Origin of the sequence: Corallococcus interemptor (assembly GCF_003668875.1) — a bacterium.
In the GTDB taxonomy this organism is placed as follows: domain Bacteria; phylum Myxococcota; class Myxococcia; order Myxococcales; family Myxococcaceae; genus Corallococcus; species Corallococcus interemptor.
Genome location: NZ_RAWM01000163.1, coordinates 1 through 18714 on the forward strand (window position 1 = coordinate 1; position 18714 = coordinate 18714).

The window sequence follows — 18714 nt, forward strand, 5'->3', positions numbered from 1 at the left end:
CCTTCTCCACCACCTCGGTCTCCCTGACCCGAGCCTCTTCCACCACCGGATTCATCGTCCCTGCCTGGGTCGCCCTGCACACTAAACTGCTGGGTACGGACTGTCTCACTCACCTTGGCAGAGAGGGGTACTCGGCCGCGATGCTGTGCGGCACCTGGTCCTCGGGAACCGGCACCCGAGGATCATCGGGCCGCAGTTTCACGTACCCGTCGCAGCCCAAGTACGGAATCACGAGGCCGGGGGCTGGGATGGACCGGTGGCCATCACGCCGGTCGAGAAGTTCAGCTCCCTCTTCCTGTGTCCAGTACGCACGAACCCCGGCCCTGATCGCGGTTTCGACGGTGATGCCACGCTCAGTCAGAGCCGCCTGCGATGCGGCAGAGAACTTCGGCGTGTTCGTGCTGCTACCAGTGTCGGTGTTGGTGTCGCTGCTGCTGCATTCATTGAGGTTCGTCGAGTTGTCCATACCGAAGAGATATCGAATTGAGTTGCTGGCCCTCTGCGCACCGACGGGAGGCACCGAGCGCCACGCGCGGGAGGGCGTCGATATGGATGTATCGAATTCAGGCTCCAGACCTCCCCCCGTGGTGGGCAAGGGAGCATGTAGGCCCCAGAGCGCATCCACGCGGCGAGTGCGCATGAGGTACACGGCTCAGTTGTCCACGCGCGCGATCCTGAGCCGAGGACAGGCTGAGGCAGGAAGGGGGGATTCGCGGCGTACACCGGACGGCAACCTTCCGTGTATGAGCCGAGGCACCCGCTGGAGCACGGAGTACCTGGACGCGATGATCGCGGCCTGGGCGAAGTCCGGGCTGACCTCGGAGCAGTTCACGGCTACGGCCGCGCCAGGGCTGCCTGCTCGTACCCTACGGCTGCACCGCCAGCGAAAAGAGAAGGAGCTCCACGCAGAGCTTCAGCGGCTTCGGGATGAAAACGCGACGCTCCGGTCCATGCTCGAAAGGAGCGCGTTGATCCCTTGTGGTTGCCGGGCGGCAACCGTCAGCGGCCCCAACGGCCACGGCATTGGAGATCGCCATGTGGCAAACGGAACCGGAGCCCCTTCGCCGACCGCGACCGGGCCGCCAGCATCGGAGCCGGTACAGCAGCGCGTGGTGCCGCAGGACCAGGTTGCCGGACCCTCCCCTGGTAATCACGATGGTCGTGTGCTCGTAGGGGAAAACACCGAGCCTGTGCCCCCGAAGCGACCGGCGTTCTCCTGGGATTGATGGCCCCGCGCCTGCTGGCCGATGTCGGGCGCCATCTACCGCTGGTCTTGGTCCACGAACCGAACCACTTCACGCGCGAGATCGTCTCCTGTGGCAAGAATCGCAGCGACACACCCGAGGCCATGATCGTGGACTGAATGATGGCGACCGCAGACGAGCGCGACCTCATTCGGCTCCTGGACCGCACGGTCCTGCTCAAGCTCCCAACGGCCAGTGCCTGACGATCTTCAGGAAGCGAGGTGAGGGCTCAGTCTTGTGGCGGCAAGGGTGAGCGAGCAACCAACGATGGCATCAGGTACGCTGCACGAATGGAACGGCAACAATTCGCCGCGCTCTACGCCAAGGCTCAGAAGCATCGAGACCAGCTCCGGGGGAACTCGCAGCTCGCGGAGTTCTTCCCGCCCAGAAGCCTGCCCTTCCCTCCGGTCCTTGGGTTCGGGCTGCCCCATAACGAGCGGCACGTCCCCGTAGTCACAATTGCGCTGAACGCGAGCGCCGAGGAATTTCCTGAGCATCTCCCCATTGAGGACGACGCCCAGAAGCAGTGGGTCGCGCAGGACAACTACTTCGCCAACCCCTATGAGAACTGGTGGTCCCTCGCAGGTGAAATGCTGAGGAAGGCAACCAATGGGCGACTCACCTATGGATCGACAGCGGCGCACGTTGACTTCACCGCGATCGTGACGGCGAGTGGGATGGATTCCACCTACAACAAGATCAAGGACCGGGTGCGCGAAGACGTGCGCGCGTGGATGGAGCACTCGCTGACTGACACCTTCGTGCAGCTCCTGTCGAGCCTCGTCCACCAGAACGGCACCAAGGCGGCGCTGGTCCTGGGCTTCGCGCCCTCGTTCCCCGGCAAGGACGACCGGGCGGGGGGCATCACGCTCGACGAAACCTTCTGGCGAGCGAACACGTGCGTCAACTTCGTCGGCAAAGGTGGCATTGCCGTGAAGGATCAGCCCACTGTTGCCTGGGGCCGCATGACGGGCCAGCGCGTTCCAGAGAACCTGCGGAAGTTGCCGTTCTTCTTCGTGTCGAAGAGCCCAAGCTCGTTGTATTCGACGGTGCGAGACGACGACGCCAAGCGGGCACCACTCGTCGCTGCTGCGGAACGCCTGGCGCCCCATCTCGGAGGCGTGCTCGGAATAACGAGCGCTTCCCGAGCAGGGTTTATGGTGCGGCGCAAGTCGTCCACGTCCACCGCTACGTAAGGCGCCGCGGCCGTCAGCCGCTGGTAACTGGATAGTGCCCTCATGGCGGGACAAGAACCTTCGAACGGACGAGATACGTGACAATCGCTCGGCGGAGGGCATAGGGGCGCCCAGTCCGGCATAGCGTGCAGCTCGGCGGACGACGCCGAAGCTCGTGAGCTGAGAGAGAAGATTCCGGGCAAGGAGCAGAGGCAGAACTTGAGCAAGGGCAGGCGAGCCGCCGCACGCGCTCGGTCGAGCCCTGCGGTCGCTTGTAATACCCGTTGGGTTTATTAATAGTAGACCTTGGACCGCGAGCGCCACCGGCCCCAGCTCCCGCAGCCGAGGCCCCACCAGGGAGCCGGAAGGCCCGAGCCAGCGCCCGCCGCGCGTCCCTTCCCACCTGGAGGCCGCACATGACCGATGACAGCACGCCGACCGAAGAAACGCTGATCGAGGACGCGACGCCGGAGAACAGTTCCGACCTTGAGAGCGCCCGCCCCCGGCTCCGGTTCACCATCGAGACCACCACGTACGAGGCCATCCGCACGCTGGAACGGCGGGGTAACGGCGAGGTGGTGCTCCTTGCCGAGCGTCACCTCCCACATGGACTCGCCGGGCACGTCACCATCAAGCGCCTGCGCAATCCCGTCACTTTCGAGCGCTGCCAGCGGCTGATCGAGGAGGTCCAGCTCGCCTTCCGCCTCCACCACCCGGCCATTGCCCAGGTCCATCACCTGAAAATCCACGCCGACCGGCCGCACGTCATCGCGGAGTACGTGGACGGCCCCACGCTGGACACCCTCATCAGCCTCGCCACCATGCGCGAGAAGCCGCTCTCCGCGCCCTTCGCCCTCTACATCGCCGCCGAGGTGGCCGATGCCCTCCACCACGCGCACACGCTGAGAGATTCGGAGAACCGGCCGCTGGGCATCATCCACCGCGACGTGGCGCCCCGGAACATCCGCGTGGCCCGCAGCGGCGAGGTGAAGGTGACGGACTTCGGCGCTACCTACTCGCTCATGGTGGGCCGGGAGGAAACGCCGGGCCTTCTGCTCAAGGGCGACGTGGCGTACGCCTCGCCCGAGTACCTGCATCGCAAGCCCATGGATGGCCGGTCCGACATCTTCTCGCTGGGCCTCGTCCTCATGGAGATGCTGACGTGCAAGCACCTCTTCGACGTGGAGGACGAAAAGGCCCCCAACACCACCGTGGACGTGAAGACGGAGGAGACGCCCTCGGTGCCCCTCACGCAGATGATCGCGCTCGTCAACCGCTACCGCCCCGAAGACGTGGAGAACGCGATGGCGGGCCTGCCGGACGCGCTCAAGGCCATCGTCCACAAGGCCCTCCAGCGCAACCTCTCCGAGCGCTATGCCACGGCCGCCGAGATGCACGATGCGCTGCGGGCGGCGCTCGCGGCGGAGTCACAGCCCTTCAGCCGGAAGGAGGCGAGCGAGGAGCTGGCGCGGCTGCTGTCGGAGGCGTCCGTCCTGCGCGACCGGGTGGAGCTGGACGAAGAAGGCTTCTTCCCCGAGGGCCTGGACGCCGACGAGGCGACGCCCGCACCGAACGAAGAGTGAGAACGGGCAGACCGAACATTGCTGGAAGCAAGCGGGCCCCAGGTGTGGGCCCGCATCGTTTCAGCGCAACAACACTTGGGCCACCGTCACGAGGGCATCGAGCTGGTCCTCGTCCATCTTGCGCGCGAGGCCGGTGAGCTGGCGCAGCTTGGGCGCCCCGCCCGGCCCTCGCTCCTTCTTGCCGGACTTCGTCCCCTCCTCCGCGTCCGCGATCCCCAGCAGCTCATCCGAGGAGATGCGCAGCACCGAGCACATCCGCAGCAGCGTCTGGACGCTGGGCAGCATCTTCCCGCGCTCCAGGCGGCTATAGACCATATGCGCCAAGCCCAGCTTCTCGGCCACCTCCGCCTGCGTGAGCCCGAGCTGCGTCCGGGCCTCACGGGCGGCACTTCCAATACGGGTCGCCAGTTCTTCGTTCATGCGTCGGGGTACCAGGAACACCGAGAACCAGGTCTGGCGCGGGCAGGGGGCTCGCGCCTCGGGGACGCCCCTTCCTGCCGCATCTTGGCGATCATGTCGATGCGCGATCCGCACCCCGTCACGTGGCGGCGCCTCCCCCTATGTGCAGGAGCCATCGAGAGCAGGGCCCTCCAGGGCTTTGCCGCACAGGATGAAGTCCACCGAGACATGGAGGACACCGCACAGGCCCACCAGCGTGGGGACGCTGGGCAGCAATCTGCCGCGCTCCAGGCGGCTGAACACCAGCGTCGGCACGTGGATGGCCTCGGCCACCTGGGCCTGCGACAGGCCCGCGCGATGCCGGGCGGCGCGGACATTGGTTCCGATCTGCTGGGAGAGCTTCGCGGACATGAGGAGACCTGGGAGAAAGAGGAGAATGCCGCGCGGGCGGCACTCCGAGCATACCGCCCATCAGGTTCAACGATAGTATCCGCGCAAGGTTTACCCTTCTCCCGCGCACTTCGCGGGGAGAACTCGTACGAAATCCGCTACCGGTTGAGAGCATGTTCAGGAACGCCGCCCCCTCACGCCCCGCCGAAGGAGAGGACACTTGAGCCCGCGTCTGCATCCCATCGTCCCCCCGGGCACGGACATCGGCGGGTACCTGGTGGAGGAGAAGCTGGGAGCCGGGGGCTTCGGTGCCGTGTACCGCGCCCGGCGTGGAGGGCGGCGCTACGCGCTCAAGCTCATCCCACTCTGGGGGCTGGCCGAGTGGGCCGAGCGCGAAGTGGCCATCCTCCTGCGGCTCAAACACTCCAATCTGGTGCGCATCCGTGGGCACGGACAGTGGCCGGACGAGGCGCCCCAATCCTTCTTCATCGTCATGGACTACGTGGAGGGACGCAGGCTGGACGTATGGGCCAAGGAGGAGAACCCCTCGGCCCGAGAGGTCGTGCTCAAGGTGCTCGGCGTGGCTCGCGGGCTGGGCGCCGCGCACCGGGCGAAGGTGGTGCACCGAGATCTGAAGGAGAGCAACATCATCGAGCGCGCCTCGGACGGCGAGGCGGTGGTGGTGGACTTCGGCGCGGGCGGGTACGAGAGCGCCCCGAGCATCACCGGTGGAGTGCTTCCACCGGGCACCCCGGAGTACCGCGCGCCCGAGGCATGGCGCTTCCAGCAGGAGCACGGCGACGAGCGTGGCCGCTCCTACCAACCCAGCCCCTCGGATGACCTGTACTCGCTGGGCGTCGTTCTCTATTGGCTCCTGACGGGCAGACAGCCCTTCCTCCCGGACGAGGCCGCAGGGGTGGAGGCCGTGCTCAACCGCGCTCCCAAACCACCCCACGTACTCAACCCGCGCGTCCCCGAGGCCCTGAGTGCCGTGTGCATGCGCCTGCTGGCCAAGGAGCCCGAGGAGCGCCACCCGGATGCCGACGCGCTGTGCGTGGAGTTGGAGGCCCTGCTGGCCCAGGCGGACGAGTCCTTGGACGCGAAACTCTGCGACGCCTATGGCCCGGACACCGCCACCACGCTTGCGGAGGTGCCGCACGCGGGCGAAGACGAACTGGTGCAGTGGCTGAAGAAGCGCAAGGCCCGGCCTCGCCGGGGGCCGCACCCGCCAGCGGAAGTTGCCGCGCACGATCCGGCGTCAATCGCAGCGGTCATTCAGCCCGAGCTGCCACCTCTACTTCCCACCTGCCCTGCCCCGCCGCACGCGAGGCCGCAGGCACAAGCCGGTCATTTCACTGCCCTGCGCGTGGCGAGCTGGATGAGTCTGCTGGTGATCGTGAGCGTGCTCATGCTCGCGCGCGACCTGGCGCCATCGTCGGCTCAAGTCGCACGTCACACACAGGAACCTCATTCCAGCGCGGCCTCGTCGTCACCGCCAGTCGCCCCCACACTCGTGCTTGCTCTGGGGGCTCCCGGCCAGGAAGTGGCGGCACCTTGGATGGCACCGGAAGCTCAGGAAGCCGCAGTTGCGCTCAACGGCGCGCCCATCCTTGCGGCCGTCGCCCTTCCCGCGACGCTCTCCGAGGAGAAGGTTTCCGTGAAGATGAAGAAGACCACCGGCGTGTCCCCCGGCAAGGCGCTTGGCCTGGGGATCGCGGCCTGCCTGACGATGGCCTGCCCTGGTCCCCAGGTCCGCCCGACGCCCCCGCCCGAGGACTGCCCACCAGGAGCCGTCGAGGCGATGGAAAAACTTGGCATCAAAGTAGGGGATGAACGACTTGAAGTGACCTGGGGTGCGCAAGGAGCGAATGCCGAGCGCCGATCCGTGAAGGAGGGATGGACCAGCATGCGCATCTACTCTGGCAGCCGCGAGATCGAGATGCGCACGGGTACCATCCTGTCTGGGAAGCTCCTTTTCGGAGATCGCGTCTACGGTCGATTCACCGAGGCCCGGCTGCCCAAGGGGGGTGGCACCGTACGAGTGTGCATGGAGCTGCGGGACCAATCGGGCAAACGTGGTTTGGAGCGAGAACCCGGCTCCACGGAGGGCAACGTGAAGGTCTGGGACTCCGGGTTCGTCCGGGCGGTGGATCGCTTCGAATGAGCGTTTCTGAGCGCATGCGGGGTTCGCGCGGGGCGTGGTCGGGGCGGCGCCTCGGACCTATATGGTCGCGCCCGTTTCAGAGGCCCGTTCCCGTATCCGCGTCATCACCCATTGCCCTGCTGGCCCTGGTGGTCCTCCTTGGTTGGACGGTCCATGCCGATGAGCTGTCACGGCTCCCAGCCTGCGATTCGACCCAGGAGCAGATCGATCTCCCGGCCGAGTCCAACAACAGGGTCTACGAAGTCTGCATCAGTCCGGGCTTGGCGACTCTGATTGTCTTCTTCTCGACCGAGTTGAAGCGCGAAACCCTGACGCTGGAGGGAGCCGACCAATTCACGATGGTGGAGGTAGGAAAGCGCAGCATCTCGCTACTGCCCTCCGAGAATGTGGTTCCTGGCGAGCGGCTGAAATTGACGGCCCGCTTCGCGGACGGAGACGCCCCCGCGAGCATCAGTTTCGTGCTGGTGGTGCACCCGGCCCGTGCCACGCGTCAGGTGGAGGTCTTACGCCAGAAACGCACCTTGGCGTCCTACCAGCAGGCGGAGAAGGAGAAGGACCTCCAGCTTCAGCAGTGCCGCGAGGAGACCGTACGGCTCCGCTCGGAGTGTGGCGGGCCACGCGGCTTGACGGGACTCCTGGCCGCGATGCGCATGGACAAGAACGGGGTTGTGGCCAAGACCGTCACGGGAGGCGTCAGTCTGCATCCAGCAAGTGCCCTCGGTCTGCGGCGCGCCATCAGCTACCGCGCCAGCGGGCTCGTGGCGGTGGAGGTGGTGCTGGAGGCACCCGCCGGGTCGTTACCGTGGACTGCGGCCGGAGCCGAGCTGGTAGGCCCTGGCCGCCGCACGCTGCGCGTACTGCCTCCTTGGCAGAGTGAGCCCATTGACCCCAGCGTGACTGATGGTCGGGTTGTGATCGAGACAGAGGCAACGGAGCAGGAGACCCGGGGCAGCTTCAGTCTCAAGCTGTGGAACGAGGATGGAACCCGGAGCGTGATCGTCTCCGGGGTGACGTTCCCATAAGCTTGAGCCCCAGTGTCCCACACGAGGGTTCTTCCTTGTTGCGGCTCTGGCAACCCGTCAGAGTTGTGCCTCTATACTTGCTCGGGAGGAGCACCATGGACGGAGTGTGCAGCGGAAACTGCAAGAAGCACGTATCTAAGTTTGAGCCTCGGTCCCCGTTCTACATTCTCAGCGAAGGGGTCAACCCCGTGCGCATGGCCATCCTGTGCAAGACGGACTTCGACGCGTTGCCTGCGAAGGAAAAAGAGGGTTGGAGGGAAGTCAATGCGTCGGGCAAGAGCGTCTGATCGACAGCGCTCTGTACCCAAGCTGTACCCAAGCTGAACGGACGTGGGTGGACCTCCATGGACGCTCCACCCGCCCCGCTCCAGAGGGAAACCGGCCAACCCTCAATCCCGCCGGGCATCTCGCGGATCGGGGTGGCGGGGCTTCAAAACCGGTGAGGGGCTGCGAGAGCAGTCCCTGGCGAGTTCGATTCCCGTGCCCTACCGCCAATATTTCCGAGAGGTTACGCCCCACCCACCCTGCGGATACCGAACCCTGCTGCGTCCAGGCACGTCCAGACCAGTCCACTCGACTGCGTTACCGCTGCGTTACTGCACAGCACGTAACGGCGAGGACTGAGGCAGCAAAACTCGCCGTCAGGGACGACGAGGAATCAGCAACGGGCTCCCTACTAGCTCAGCACAGAGGTTTTGAAGGGTTCAGGCAGCGCTGGGGGTACGCTCGCCCGAGCTTGGTGCGGGCGCCCTTGACGGTAAAGTGCCAGCGGCCCCGGGCACGTTCCTTGTTTCGCATCCGCTCCCATCGGGCCACCTCCCGCTTCAAGGTGGCCTTGTTGGGGATGCGTCTGTCCAAGCACTGGCGGTTCAGCACGCCGATTTCAATCTCCACCATGTTCAGCCAGCTGGCGTGCTTGGGCACGAAGTGGAACTCCAGTCGTTTCAGAATCCGCCTGGCTTCTTCTAGAGGAAAGGCTTCATAGCGGGCGCCTGGGCTGTGCCTGGACAGGTTGTCGAGCACCACCCGGATGGTGTCCGCTTCCGGGTAGTGCACGTCCACCAACTCGCGCATGCGCGCAGCGAAGTCCTTGGCGGTGCGCTGGTCCGAGACTTCGACGTGGTGCCAGGGGCGGTGCACGTCCAGAAAGACGAAGAGGTTGGCTGTTCCGTTGCGCTGGCACTCGTAGTCGTAGCGTCGGGGCTTGCCGGGTTCTGCAGGAAGCGGCGTGCGGACTTCTCCGATGAGTTGCGTGGGCGACTCGTCGAAGCACACCACCGGCCTCTTGGCGTCCGGCGGCTCGGCGTAGAGGTCCAGCACGTCCTCCATCCGGGCAACGTACTCCGCGTCCACCTTGGGGATGCACCACATGCGCTGCGGCCAGGGCTTGAGCTCGTTCTCCGGCAGACGTCGGCGGACGGTTTCCCGCGATATGCCCTCGTGCTCGGTGAGGCTCACCATCTCATCGGCGAGCAATTGAAGCGTCCAGCACCACTCCTCCTTCCACGAACCGCCGCTTGACTCGGTACACCGTCGAGGTGCCCACCCGGACACTCCTGGCAATCTGCTCGTCGGTGACTCGGGCATTGGCGGCCAGCAGAATCTGCGCGCGCTTGACGTGGCGAACATTCCCCGTGCCGCCGCTCACCAGCACCTCCAACTCCGACTTCTCCTCGGCAGCCAGGGTGACGAGGTAACGTACATTCATGCGCTCCAACTCCGCAAAAGGGGAGTCGGACTACCTCGCTGCCGCCGTTTCGATTCCCTCCGCCCCCCGCCCTTTACAAGAGCTCCAAGGCCAGTACCTAGCCTTCATCTACGCCTACACGAAGCTCAACCGGCGCCCTCCAGCGGAGGCCGACATGCAGCGCTATTTCGGCACCGCTGCGCCCACCGTCCACCGCATAGTACTGGAGCTTGAACGCCGAGGGCTCATCCGGCGAAGCGCAGGACAGGCCCGCAGCATCGAACTGTTGCTGGCCCCGGAGCTGCTGCCCGTTCTCCGCTGAGCAGCTCCAAGGCCAATCGGTCAGAACCTCTGTGCCGATTCACTAGCGCCTCGAACAGCATTGATAGAGCCGTAACAAACCAATTGAGGATCCTTTTCAGGACACCAAAACCCCGAGTCAACCCCACCCCACCCATCACTTGCATTCCACGAGGGCCCGGGTAAATGTTCCGCACACTCACCCCATCGGAAGGCGCATGAAAACAGAATTACTGTCTCTCTCGAAGTTCTTCACTGAGAACCTCTTCCGCATTCCAGATTATCAGCGCGGGTACTCCTGGACCGAGACGCAACTCAAAGACTTCTGGTCCGACCTAACACTCCTCGCCCCGAACCGCGCTCACTACACAGGAGTTCTAACTCTTGAAGAGGTAAATCAATCCGACTTCGAGCGATGGCCCGATGACCTTTGGATCATACACTCGAAGAACTTTACGCCATACTATGTCGTCGACGGGCAGCAGAGACTCACAACTTCTCTAATATTAATACAGGCAATACTTGAGGCAGCAGGCCCCGGAGTCGAACTCAACTACACCTCTTCAGAAGAGATTCGGAAGAAATTCATATTCGAATCCAAAGATAAAGGCATCAGCAGGTCGTACATATTTGGCTACGAGAAAGACAACCCGAGCTACGAGTTCCTCAAGACAAGAATCTTCCTTGAACCATCAGACACACACAGCACCGACGAAGAAACCATCTACACGCACAATCTGGAGGCAGCCAAGGCTTTCTTCCTGGAGCAACTCAAGGGGAAAACGCACGGCGAAATAGAGTCGATTTACACAAAAATCACCCAACATTTTCTCTTCAATATCTACACCATGTCTCCCGGAATCGACGTGTTCGTCGCCTTCGAGACAATGAATAACAGAGGAAAGCCACTCTCGAATCTTGAACTCCTCAAAAACAGGCTCATTTTCATATCAACACTCATCACAACCGACACCACAGAAAGAGCAAGACTTCGGTTTGCAATCAACGAGTCCTGGAAAACAGCATACCACTACCTAGGTAAGAACAGGAGCAAACCCCTTTATGACGATCAGTTCCTGTTTATCCACTTTCAACTCTACATTGGCCGCAAGACCGACCGAGGGCCCGACAACGAGAATCGAATTTACTTGCGGCGGCGCCCAGAGGCCCTCTACAAACACATTCTCCTAAACGAAATCTTCACAACCAGAAACATCAACGGCGCCGTGGGGAATCGCTTCAAGATACCGCTAACACTAGAGACAATCTACGAATACGCCCAGGACCTCAAGCGCTGCGTCAAGACTTTCTACGAGGTCTTCAACCCAGAAGACAGCAACTTCACCACCGAACAACAAGAGGTGCTCAATCAGATATCTCGACTAGGCTGGGAGCACACAGAACCCTTAATCATCGCTGCAATTCACACAAACCCATCACCCGAAGCACTCACAAGTCTCCTCAAAAATATCGAACGATACATGTTCGTTCGCACATTTCGACCCTATGTTTCCGAATTCGAGCGAGTCGACTTCCTCGAACTCGCAACAGACCTCGTCAGCACGCAGGCAACCGTCGAATCCACGGCCACATCTATTCATCAGACAATTGAAAGCTACATAAATCGCAATCCCGTTCGAACCATGTCTGACGATTGGTCGAGCAAGGGACACTACTCATGGGATGGACTTAACTACTTGCTTTTTGAATACGAGCAAGACCTCAAGCGCTACGGCAAGTCGCCCCGCGACAAAATATCATGGCCGGACTTCACCTCCGAAGACTACGACAATGATTACGAGACGATTGAACACATCTATCCGCAGCGCGCGAGGGACAAGTACTGGACTTCCAGGTTTAGCAAGTTCTCACAACGCCAGAAGCGTATATTGCAGGACTCCCTAGGGAACCTACTTGCATTGTCCAGACCGAAAAATTCGGCACTTGGCAACTTGCCATTCCCAATCAAGCGGGATGGAACAGGAACTACGGGAGGCTATATATATGGCTCTTATTCCGAAAACGAGGCGGCAACCTATGCTGAGTGGACCGCAGACAGCATTCTTGACCGAGGCATTCGAATTTTGAATTTCATTGAAAGGCGATGGGGACTGCCCATGGGGGATACAGCAGTCAAGACACGGTTCCTTGGTCTAGACTTTGTCGTCGCCATGGCAGAAAAAAGAAATGTCGTCGCTGCTACGACTCAGGCGACTCCCGCCCCACTACCATCTGACCAGGCATTGGAAGCGGATACCCCTGCCGGTTCGAATCCGGCCGAGAGCCAGCCAGCGCCCTCCACTCGTCGTAACTGAATGCCTCAGGCATAGCGTGCATCACCTGGAGCTAATGTTCTCGGTCAGCAGGCACGGGGCCGTCGTAGTCGAGGATGGCCTCGTGCTCCCCCAGGAGTGGCACCAACCGCAGTTGGTACTCAGTTCGAAGGAGCTCCATGTGAGGAAGCGTCGCTTGCTCCGCAAGGTTCTCGCGTGCCGCAAATGCCGTAGCCTTATTCGAGCTGGAGATGTCCCCGACGATTTCAGGAGGCACCCGGAAAGTCATCCGGACGAAGTCCATCAGGAAGCGGCGCAACTCTACCAACTGCATGTCGCGGAAGCTGGTATTCAGGCGCGCGAATGTCACCCGGCCGCTGGTGAGGAGCAGCTTTCCCGCCTTGTCCGGCCCCTGGTGCTCGCGAGAAAGCGACTCCTTGAAGGCCTTCGCCCCTGCGCTGTTCGCGCCCGTCAGCCCCTCAATGGACGCGATGGCAGGCGGCAGTATGTTGTTCCAGAAGCTCGCACGGAGGAACCGCGCCACGAACTCGTCCGTGTCCAGTTCGTCACCGAGTGCGAAAGCAGGCCCCACGCCACGCCCGAGGGGGTCCTCTGGGTCCAGATTGCGAAGGTGGATTACGTCCGCAGCTGGGATCTCCCTCATCACGCCGCCCACGGCGGCAGTGAAGGTCCGCTGCTCGCGTGGCACGTCCAAGGCGGGCAGCCGCGTGAGGCTGGGAGGCACTGGCCAGAAGCCCACTGGGATTCCCGCCACGCGCTCCAGCACCAGAAAGGCCTGCCGACGAGGTCAAGGTACACCTGCACTAGTGTCATGGGCCGGGGTAGTGGATCGCAGCAGGGTCACCCAAGCTGTTCGTAGCTGGGTCGGCCAAGCGGATCGCGCCTGGGTCGGCCAAGCGGATCGCGTTGCGTAGCAGGAGTGCGGCGCCCGCGCCGCCTTGAAGGAATCAGGAAGAAACGAGGTCCGCAGGCGGGGTGAATTCTTACCCGGCGGCCTCACGCGAGCATCCTCGCGCGTCCATGAGCACCGCCAGGGGGCGGTGCGGGCAGGGACAGCGCGCGGATGAGTCACCGGAGAGTCGACATGGACAGGTTGAGAGAGCTGGTGCGGCTGCACCGCATGGGGACGGGTGCGCGCGAAGTGGCCCGACTGCTGGGGATGGGCCCGAATACGGAGAGGGCGTACCGCACGGCGCTGAAGGCGGCGGGGGCGTTGGAGGGGCCGCCGGAGGAAGTGCCGGAGTTGGAGGCGCTCAAGACGCTGGTGCAGACGCACCTGCCCTCGCGGGTGGCGCCGCAGCAGACGTCGTCGCTGGCGGCGTGGCAGGGGCGCGTGGAGGCGCTGCTGGAGAAAGGGCTGGGGCCACGTGCCATTCACGACAGGCTGAGGCTGGAGGTGGAGGGGTACGCGGCGAGCGTCTCGGCGGTAAAGCGCCTGGTGCGGCAGCTGCGCAAGGGTAACCGTCCGGCCAATGACGTGCCGGGACGATTGAAGACAGGCCCCGGCCGTGCTCGGAAGGCGCCGCGCGCTCATTCAGGGGCCGGACCGCAGCGAGGAAGCGTTAGGAAGAGTCGGTGGCGCGAAGGCGCTTCCACTCGTGCGGCAGCAGCTCGCCGATGCGCGCATTCGGGTGCGTCTGGACGCGCAGCAGCACGTCCGCGAGGTACGTCTCGGGGTTGACGCTGTTGGCTTCGCAGGTGGCGACGAGGGCGTAGAGGCCGGCGAGGTTCTCGCCCGCGGCCTGGTGGCCGACGAAGAGAAAGTTTTTCCGGCCCAGGGCCGCCTTGCGCAGCGCCGCTTCGGAGCGGTTGTTGTCCAAGGGCAGGCGCGCGTCGGAGGTGAAGCGCGTGAGGGCCTCCCACTGCTTCAGCGCGTAGGAAAGGGCTTGGCCCATGGGACCCTTGGGCAGGTGGCGCGTGGCCTGCGAGTCCATCCACGCGCGCAGCGCCATGAGGACGGGGAGACTCTGCTGCTGGCGCAGCTCGTGGTGCGCATCCGTGCGCACGACGCCCGCGTCGCGGGCCAGGGCCTCCACGCGGTAGAGGGCGAGGATGAAGTCCAGGGCCTCGCGGGCTTCCGGCGCGGTAGGCAGCGCGTCGAAGAAGCGGCGGCGCACGTGCGCCCAGCAGCCGACGCGGACGCGCCCCTCGGGCAGCGTCACCGCGTTGTAGCCGGTGTACGCGTCCACTACGAGGGCACCTCGCGTGCCACCCAAGACGTCCTTGGGCGTCTTGCCCGCCCGGCTCAGGCTGAAGCGATAGCCCAAGAGCCACTCGCCCTGCTGCGTCTGGGTGAGGAAGGTCCAGAGGTAGCCCTGCTTCGTCTTCTTCACGTCCAGCACGCGCACGGGCGTCTCGTCGGCCCACACCACCTCCGAGGCCGCAATGACTTGCAAGAGGTGCGTGGAGAGCGGGAGGAGCACCGAGGCGGCCTGGTGGAAGAGGTCCGTCAGCGTGCTGCGATGCGTGGGCACACCGCCCCTCTCAATCCGCTGCGCCAGCCGGTGCAAAGGCATGGCATCGGCGCATTTGGACGTCACCACGTGCGCCAGGAAGCCCGGGCCGTACTCGCCCCGGTCCACCACCCTCGCGGGCGCAGGCGCCGTCACCACGCCCTGGCCGCACGCGCATGCGAGGACTTCCTGCACGTGCACCTGGCGCTCGAAGAAGGCCGGCACGTACTCGTACGTCACCGTCCTGCGTCCCTCGCCCAGGGGCTTCAAGTCCTCGCTGCCGCACGCAGGGCAATGGCGCGCTTCGAGGGGCACGGGGTGCCGCACTTCGCGCGTCAGGGCTCCTTCCGCCTTGCTCGCCGCGCGCTCCCGGCGCTTCCTCAGCGCCGCGGCTGTCCGCGCCGCCTCGTCCTCCGCGCTCCCGGCGTCCTGACGCAGCTGCCGCGTCACCGAGGGCAGCTTCTCCGCCTTCTTGCCGAAGACGTGGCGCTGCAGGGCCGTCAGCTGCGTTTGCAGCGACTGCACCTGAGTGCCAATGCGTCCCACCTCGGCCTTGAGCTCCTCGGCTTCCTCACGCCAGGGGCAGAAATGGTCCTGGGGCAGCTCGCGGGGCACCAGGACGCAACACCGCGCCTGACGGCTGCGTGCCCGCGTGGGCTCCTCACGAGGCCGCGCGCCCGGGAGGCGACCAGGCTGGCGGGCGTCGCACCTGCGCCACGTCGATGCCGTCCAGCAGCATCGCCAACTGCGTGGCGTCCAGCGTTACCGCCTTCGCCTCCGCGTCCACCCGGGGGAGCCGGAATCTCCCCGTCTCCAGCCGCTTGTAGAGCAGCACGAAGCCGCCCCGGCTCCACGTCAGCACCTTGATGCGGTCGCCTCGGCGCGAGACGAAGGCGAAGAGGTGGCCCGAGTAGACGTCCTCACCCCACGCGGTGCGCACCAGCGCCATGAGTCCGTCGATGGACTTGCGCATATCCACCGGCTCCGTGGCCAGCACCACGCGCACCGACGCAGGAAGCGTGAACACCGCCTCACCGTCCCAGCGCGGCGACGAGACGCGCGACGTACGCCACGTCCGTCCCCACGGCGAAGCGCACCCGCGCTCCGCTGGCCGCCATCACCTCCAGCACGGACTCGGCCGCGGCGGGTGCCGCTCCCTGCACCTGCACCGGCAACAGTCGCACCGGCGCGGCCGATGTCGTCTCGGCTCGCCGACGCCGGTAGACCCACGACTGCAACGTGCTCAGCTTCACGCCTCGCGCCAACGCGAACTCCCGCTGCGTCTGCCCGCTGGCCTCGAACGCTTCCGCGATGCGCGCCCACTCCGGCTTCTCCACCTGCTTCGACATGCCCGCCAGCGTCCATTGCGCGCCGCGCCTCCGGCAATCCCTCGCGGCACGTCGTTGGCCGGACGGTTACGCGCAAGGCGCAAGGGGTGAGGGCCGAGGACGTGGCCATCCCCGTCGTCACGGCGCCCGGCGAGGTGGCGCAGGTGGACTTCGGGTACGTGGGGAAGCTGCGGTGCCCCCAAGAGAAGAGGCTGCGCAAGGCGTGGGTCTTCGTGCTGGTGCTGGCGCACAGCCGCTACCTCTGGGCCGACGTCGTCTTCGAGCAGTCGCTGCCCACGTGGCTGCGGCTGCACGTGGAGGCCTTCGAGGCACTGGGCGGGGTGGTGGAGACGGTGGTGCCCGACAACCTGAAGGCCGCCGTGCTGAGGGCCGCCTTCACACCGGACGTGCCGTCCGCCCTCAACCGCAGCTACCGCGAGGTGGCCCGCCACCAAGGCTTCAAGGTCGACCCGACGCCACCGTACGCGCCCCAGAAGAAGGGCAAGGTGGAGGCGGGCGTCAAATACGTCCAGTCCAACTTCTTCAAGGGCCGCCAGGGGCACGACGTCGAGGGGGTGCGCGCGGAGTTGAAAGAGTGGCTGGCCCAGGTGGCCAACGTCCGGCGGCACGGGACGACGGGAAAGCGCCCGGTGGACGTCTTCCGGGAAGAGGAGCTGCCCGCCCTACGGCCCCTGCCCCAGAAGCGCTTCACCCCCGTCGTCTGGAAGCCCACGCGCGTCCACCAGGACAGCCACGTCCTCTTCGAGAGGCGCTTCTACTCGGTGCCCTGGCGCCTGGTGGGCAGTGACGTCTGGCTGCGCGTCACCGACGCAAGCCTGGAGGTGTATTGCCAGGACGTCCGCGTGGCCACCCACGCCCGGAAGGGCACGGGCCTCTACGCCACCCGCGAGGAGCACCTGCCCCAGCACCGCGCTGACTTGCGCCACCGCAGCCGCGGCTACTGGGAGGAGCGCGCCACGCGGCTGGGCGAGGACGTCCTCACCTACGTGCGCGCCGTCTTCGACTCCGACGACGTCCTCTCCCAGTTGCGCGCCGTGCAGGCCATTGTCGCTCACCTGGAAGGCTTCCCGCCCGAGCGCGCACGCGCGGCCGCCCGGCGCGCCCACTACTACGGCACGTACTCCTACGGCGGCCTGAAGAATCTGCTGCGCCAGGGACTGGACCTGCAGCCGCTGCCCCTGGCCCTCGCGGCCCCCGCGACGTCCTCACTTCCTCAGCCGCGCTTCGCACGCAGCGTGGCCGAGCTGCTGCACCACCCCGCCGTGCCCCAGGAGCCCGAAATTGAGTCCCACTGACGAGCTGATTCCCATGCTCAAGAAGCTGCGCCTGTCCGGTGTCCTCCAGTCCCTCCAACTGCGCACCCAGCAGGCCGTGGACGACAACCTCTCCCACTCCGAGTTCCTCTTCCGCCTGCTGGGCGACGAGGTGGAGCGCCGCGACTCCAAGCAACTCTCCCAGCGCGTGCGTCGTGCCTCCTTCGAGCACGCCCGTACCCTCGAGGACTTCGACTTCCACTTCAACGCCAGCGTCCCCAAGGCCAAGGTGCTGGAGTTGGGCACCTGCGCCTTCCTCGAGCGCCACGACAACGTCCTCATCGTCGGCCCCACCGGCGTCGGCAAGTCCCACCTCGCCCAGGCCCTCGGCCACCGAGCCTGCCGCGCCGGCTTCAGCGCCCTCTACGTCGGCGCCCACGAACTCCTCATGCAACTGCGCGCCGCCCGCGGCGAAGGCAGCTACGACAAGCGCCTCTTGCGCTTCACCTCGCCCGACTTGCTCATCATCGATGACCTCGGCCTGCGCGGCCTGACTCAGGACGAGCCGATGGACCTCTACGAAGTCGTCCGCCAGCGCTACGAGCGCAAGAGCACCGTCATCACCTCCAACCGCTCCATTGAGGAGTGGCCACCCCTCTTCGGCGACCCGCTCATGGCCAGCGCCGCCATGGACCGGCTCCTCCACCACTCCCACGTCCTCGTCATCGAAGGCGACAGCTTCCGCAATCCGCCTCCCACCCGCCGGCGCAAGCCCTCGGCCGCCGAAGCCCGGTAGCCCCAGCGGATCCGCTTGGCCGAACCGCCCTCCTCAGCGCCGCGAACTCGAATCGCCGCTCCCGACGGGCTCAGCAGGGCGATCCGCTTGGCCGAACCTCATGCGATCCATGGCCCCGGTCCTTGACAGTCTGGCGCGGCTTCTATCAGGTGAAGCCGGGGGACATGGTGCACGAAGTCCCGCCGGACGCGTGGGTGCGCCTGTCCGCGGGCGCAGGCACCAAGGGCCCACGCCTCTACGACTGGGCACGTATGCGACTCAACCAGCACCTGGGCCTGTCGCGATGGCTGCTGCTTCGTCGAAGCCTCGTGGACGGCAAGGTGTCCTTTTACATCGCTCATGCCCGGCGCAATGCCTCACTGGTGTCGCTGGTGCAGGCGGCGGGCAGTCGCTGGGCCGTGGAGGAGGACTTCGAGTCCGCCAAGGGCGAAGTGGGCCTGGCCGACTACGAAGTGCGCACTTGGACGGCTTGGCACCGGGTAAGCGTTCACGGGTGGTGCTCGCCTGCGGGGTCAGTGAGGCAGCGAACGGTGGGCCTCACCACGCTAGACGTGGGCGGGGGGCGGATTAGAAATACTGGGACGTGGCCACGCCCGACCCCAGAG

The 18714-nt window shown here is 65.0% G+C and carries 16 protein-coding genes and 2 pseudogenes; 10 read left to right on the forward strand and 8 right to left on the reverse strand.

Annotation, left to right across the window (positions count from 1 at the left end):
* Positions 1-109: 109 nt before the first annotated feature.
* Complete coding sequence (locus D7X96_RS39730) at positions 110-466, reverse strand: hypothetical protein (protein ID WP_147468474.1); 357 nt, start codon at positions 464-466, stop codon at positions 110-112.
* A 759-nt stretch (positions 467-1225) separates the two neighbouring features.
* On the opposite strand from D7X96_RS39730, the gene D7X96_RS40170 reads away from it, so the two are divergent.
* From D7X96_RS40170 to D7X96_RS34915, 3 genes are all read left to right on the forward strand, one after another.
* Positions 1226-1363, forward strand: coding sequence for a hypothetical protein (locus D7X96_RS40170; RefSeq protein WP_158626669.1), 138 nt, complete (start codon positions 1226-1228; stop codon positions 1361-1363).
* A gap of 171 nt (positions 1364-1534) precedes the next feature.
* Positions 1535-2440: a hypothetical protein gene (locus D7X96_RS34910; protein WP_121771699.1), complete on the forward strand. Its 906-nt coding sequence runs from the start codon at positions 1535-1537 to the stop codon at positions 2438-2440.
* A 395-nt stretch (positions 2441-2835) separates the two neighbouring features.
* Positions 2836-4002, forward strand: coding sequence for a serine/threonine-protein kinase (locus D7X96_RS34915; protein ID WP_121771700.1), 1167 nt, complete (start codon positions 2836-2838; stop codon positions 4000-4002).
* 60 nt (positions 4003-4062) lie between these two features.
* Here the strand turns inward: D7X96_RS34915 and D7X96_RS34920 are convergent, their stop codons facing one another.
* Together D7X96_RS34920 and D7X96_RS34925 are read right to left on the reverse strand one after the other, a co-directional pair.
* Positions 4063-4422, reverse strand: coding sequence for a helix-turn-helix domain-containing protein (locus tag D7X96_RS34920; RefSeq protein WP_121771701.1), 360 nt, complete (start codon positions 4420-4422; stop codon positions 4063-4065).
* Between the two features lie 138 nt (positions 4423-4560).
* Positions 4561-4812: a helix-turn-helix domain-containing protein gene (locus tag D7X96_RS34925; protein WP_244219831.1), complete on the reverse strand. Its 252-nt coding sequence runs from the start codon at positions 4810-4812 to the stop codon at positions 4561-4563.
* 199 nt (positions 4813-5011) lie between these two features.
* On the opposite strand from D7X96_RS34925, the gene D7X96_RS34930 reads away from it, so the two are divergent.
* Together D7X96_RS34930 and D7X96_RS34935 are read left to right on the forward strand one after the other, a co-directional pair.
* Positions 5012-6955, forward strand: a complete 1944-nt coding sequence (locus D7X96_RS34930; RefSeq protein ID WP_121771702.1) for a serine/threonine protein kinase — start codon at positions 5012-5014, stop codon at positions 6953-6955.
* On the forward strand, positions 6952-7977 hold the full coding sequence (locus tag D7X96_RS34935) for a DUF2381 family protein (RefSeq protein ID WP_121771703.1): 1026 nt from the start codon (positions 6952-6954) through the stop codon (positions 7975-7977). The genes D7X96_RS34930 and D7X96_RS34935 overlap by 4 nt, the downstream gene beginning before the upstream one ends.
* Positions 7978-8658: 681 nt before the next feature.
* Here D7X96_RS34935 and D7X96_RS34940 read toward each other — a convergent pair.
* Positions 8659-9685: pseudogene (locus D7X96_RS34940) on the reverse strand (IS630 family transposase).
* Here D7X96_RS34940 and D7X96_RS34945 point away from each other — a divergent pair.
* Together D7X96_RS34945 and D7X96_RS34950 are read left to right on the forward strand one after the other, a co-directional pair.
* Positions 9684-9986: a LexA family protein gene (locus D7X96_RS34945; protein WP_121771704.1), complete on the forward strand. Its 303-nt coding sequence runs from the start codon at positions 9684-9686 to the stop codon at positions 9984-9986. The pseudogene D7X96_RS34940 and the gene D7X96_RS34945 overlap by 2 nt on opposite strands.
* A gap of 196 nt (positions 9987-10182) precedes the next feature.
* Complete coding sequence (locus tag D7X96_RS34950) at positions 10183-12279, forward strand: DUF262 domain-containing protein (RefSeq protein ID WP_121771705.1); 2097 nt, start codon at positions 10183-10185, stop codon at positions 12277-12279.
* 31 nt (positions 12280-12310) lie between these two features.
* Here the strand turns inward: D7X96_RS34950 and D7X96_RS34955 are convergent, their stop codons facing one another.
* The 4 genes from D7X96_RS34955 to tnpA form a co-directional block, all read right to left on the reverse strand.
* Positions 12311-13024 carry a phage portal protein gene (locus tag D7X96_RS34955; protein WP_158626670.1) on the reverse strand — a complete coding sequence of 238 codons (714 nt, stop codon included), beginning with the start codon at positions 13022-13024 and terminating at the stop codon, positions 12311-12313.
* A 796-nt stretch (positions 13025-13820) separates the two neighbouring features.
* Entirely contained in the window at positions 13821-15314 is a 1494-nt protein-coding gene (tnpC, locus tag D7X96_RS34960; protein WP_121771709.1) for an IS66 family transposase, read from the reverse strand.
* A gap of 58 nt (positions 15315-15372) precedes the next feature.
* The gene (tnpB, locus tag D7X96_RS34965) at positions 15373-15738 is read right to left on the reverse strand and encodes an IS66 family insertion sequence element accessory protein TnpB (RefSeq protein WP_121771707.1); all 366 of its coding nucleotides are present in this window, start codon (positions 15736-15738) and stop codon (positions 15373-15375) included.
* A 4-nt stretch (positions 15739-15742) separates the two neighbouring features.
* The gene (gene tnpA, locus D7X96_RS34970) at positions 15743-16060 is read right to left on the reverse strand and encodes an IS66 family insertion sequence element accessory protein TnpA (protein ID WP_121771710.1); all 318 of its coding nucleotides are present in this window, start codon (positions 16058-16060) and stop codon (positions 15743-15745) included.
* Between the two features lie 14 nt (positions 16061-16074).
* Between tnpA and istA the strand changes: the two genes are divergently transcribed.
* The 3 genes and pseudogenes from istA to D7X96_RS40560 form a co-directional block, all read left to right on the forward strand.
* Positions 16075-17355 (forward strand): IS21 family transposase, encoded by a 1281-nt coding sequence (gene istA / locus D7X96_RS34975; RefSeq protein ID WP_279637417.1) that lies wholly within the window; start codon positions 16075-16077, stop codon positions 17353-17355.
* Positions 17342-18109, forward strand: coding sequence for an IS21-like element helper ATPase IstB (gene istB / locus D7X96_RS34980; RefSeq protein WP_120553179.1), 768 nt, complete (start codon positions 17342-17344; stop codon positions 18107-18109). The genes istA and istB overlap by 14 nt, the downstream gene beginning before the upstream one ends.
* 164 nt (positions 18110-18273) lie before the next feature.
* Positions 18274-18714, forward strand: a pseudogene (locus D7X96_RS40560) (hypothetical protein); the annotation flags it as partial.

Coding starts and splice junctions, on each gene's coding strand:
- D7X96_RS39730 (WP_147468474.1), bottom strand. CDS start 466: ATGGACAACTCGACGAACCTCAATGAATGCAGCAGCAGCGACACCAAC.
- D7X96_RS40170 (WP_158626669.1), top strand. CDS start 1,226: ATGGCCCCGCGCCTGCTGGCCGATGTCGGGCGCCATCTACCGCTGGTC.
- D7X96_RS34910 (WP_121771699.1), top strand. CDS start 1,535: ATGGAACGGCAACAATTCGCCGCGCTCTACGCCAAGGCTCAGAAGCAT.
- D7X96_RS34915 (WP_121771700.1), top strand. CDS start 2,836: ATGACCGATGACAGCACGCCGACCGAAGAAACGCTGATCGAGGACGCG.
- D7X96_RS34920 (WP_121771701.1), bottom strand. CDS start 4,422: ATGAACGAAGAACTGGCGACCCGTATTGGAAGTGCCGCCCGTGAGGCC.
- D7X96_RS34925 (WP_244219831.1), bottom strand. CDS start 4,812: ATGTCCGCGAAGCTCTCCCAGCAGATCGGAACCAATGTCCGCGCCGCC.
- D7X96_RS34935 (WP_121771703.1), top strand. CDS start 6,952: ATGAGCGTTTCTGAGCGCATGCGGGGTTCGCGCGGGGCGTGGTCGGGG.
- D7X96_RS34945 (WP_121771704.1), top strand. CDS start 9,684: ATGCGCTCCAACTCCGCAAAAGGGGAGTCGGACTACCTCGCTGCCGCC.
- D7X96_RS34950 (WP_121771705.1), top strand. CDS start 10,183: ATGAAAACAGAATTACTGTCTCTCTCGAAGTTCTTCACTGAGAACCTC.
- tnpA (WP_121771710.1), bottom strand. CDS start 16,060: ATGTCGAAGCAGGTGGAGAAGCCGGAGTGGGCGCGCATCGCGGAAGCG.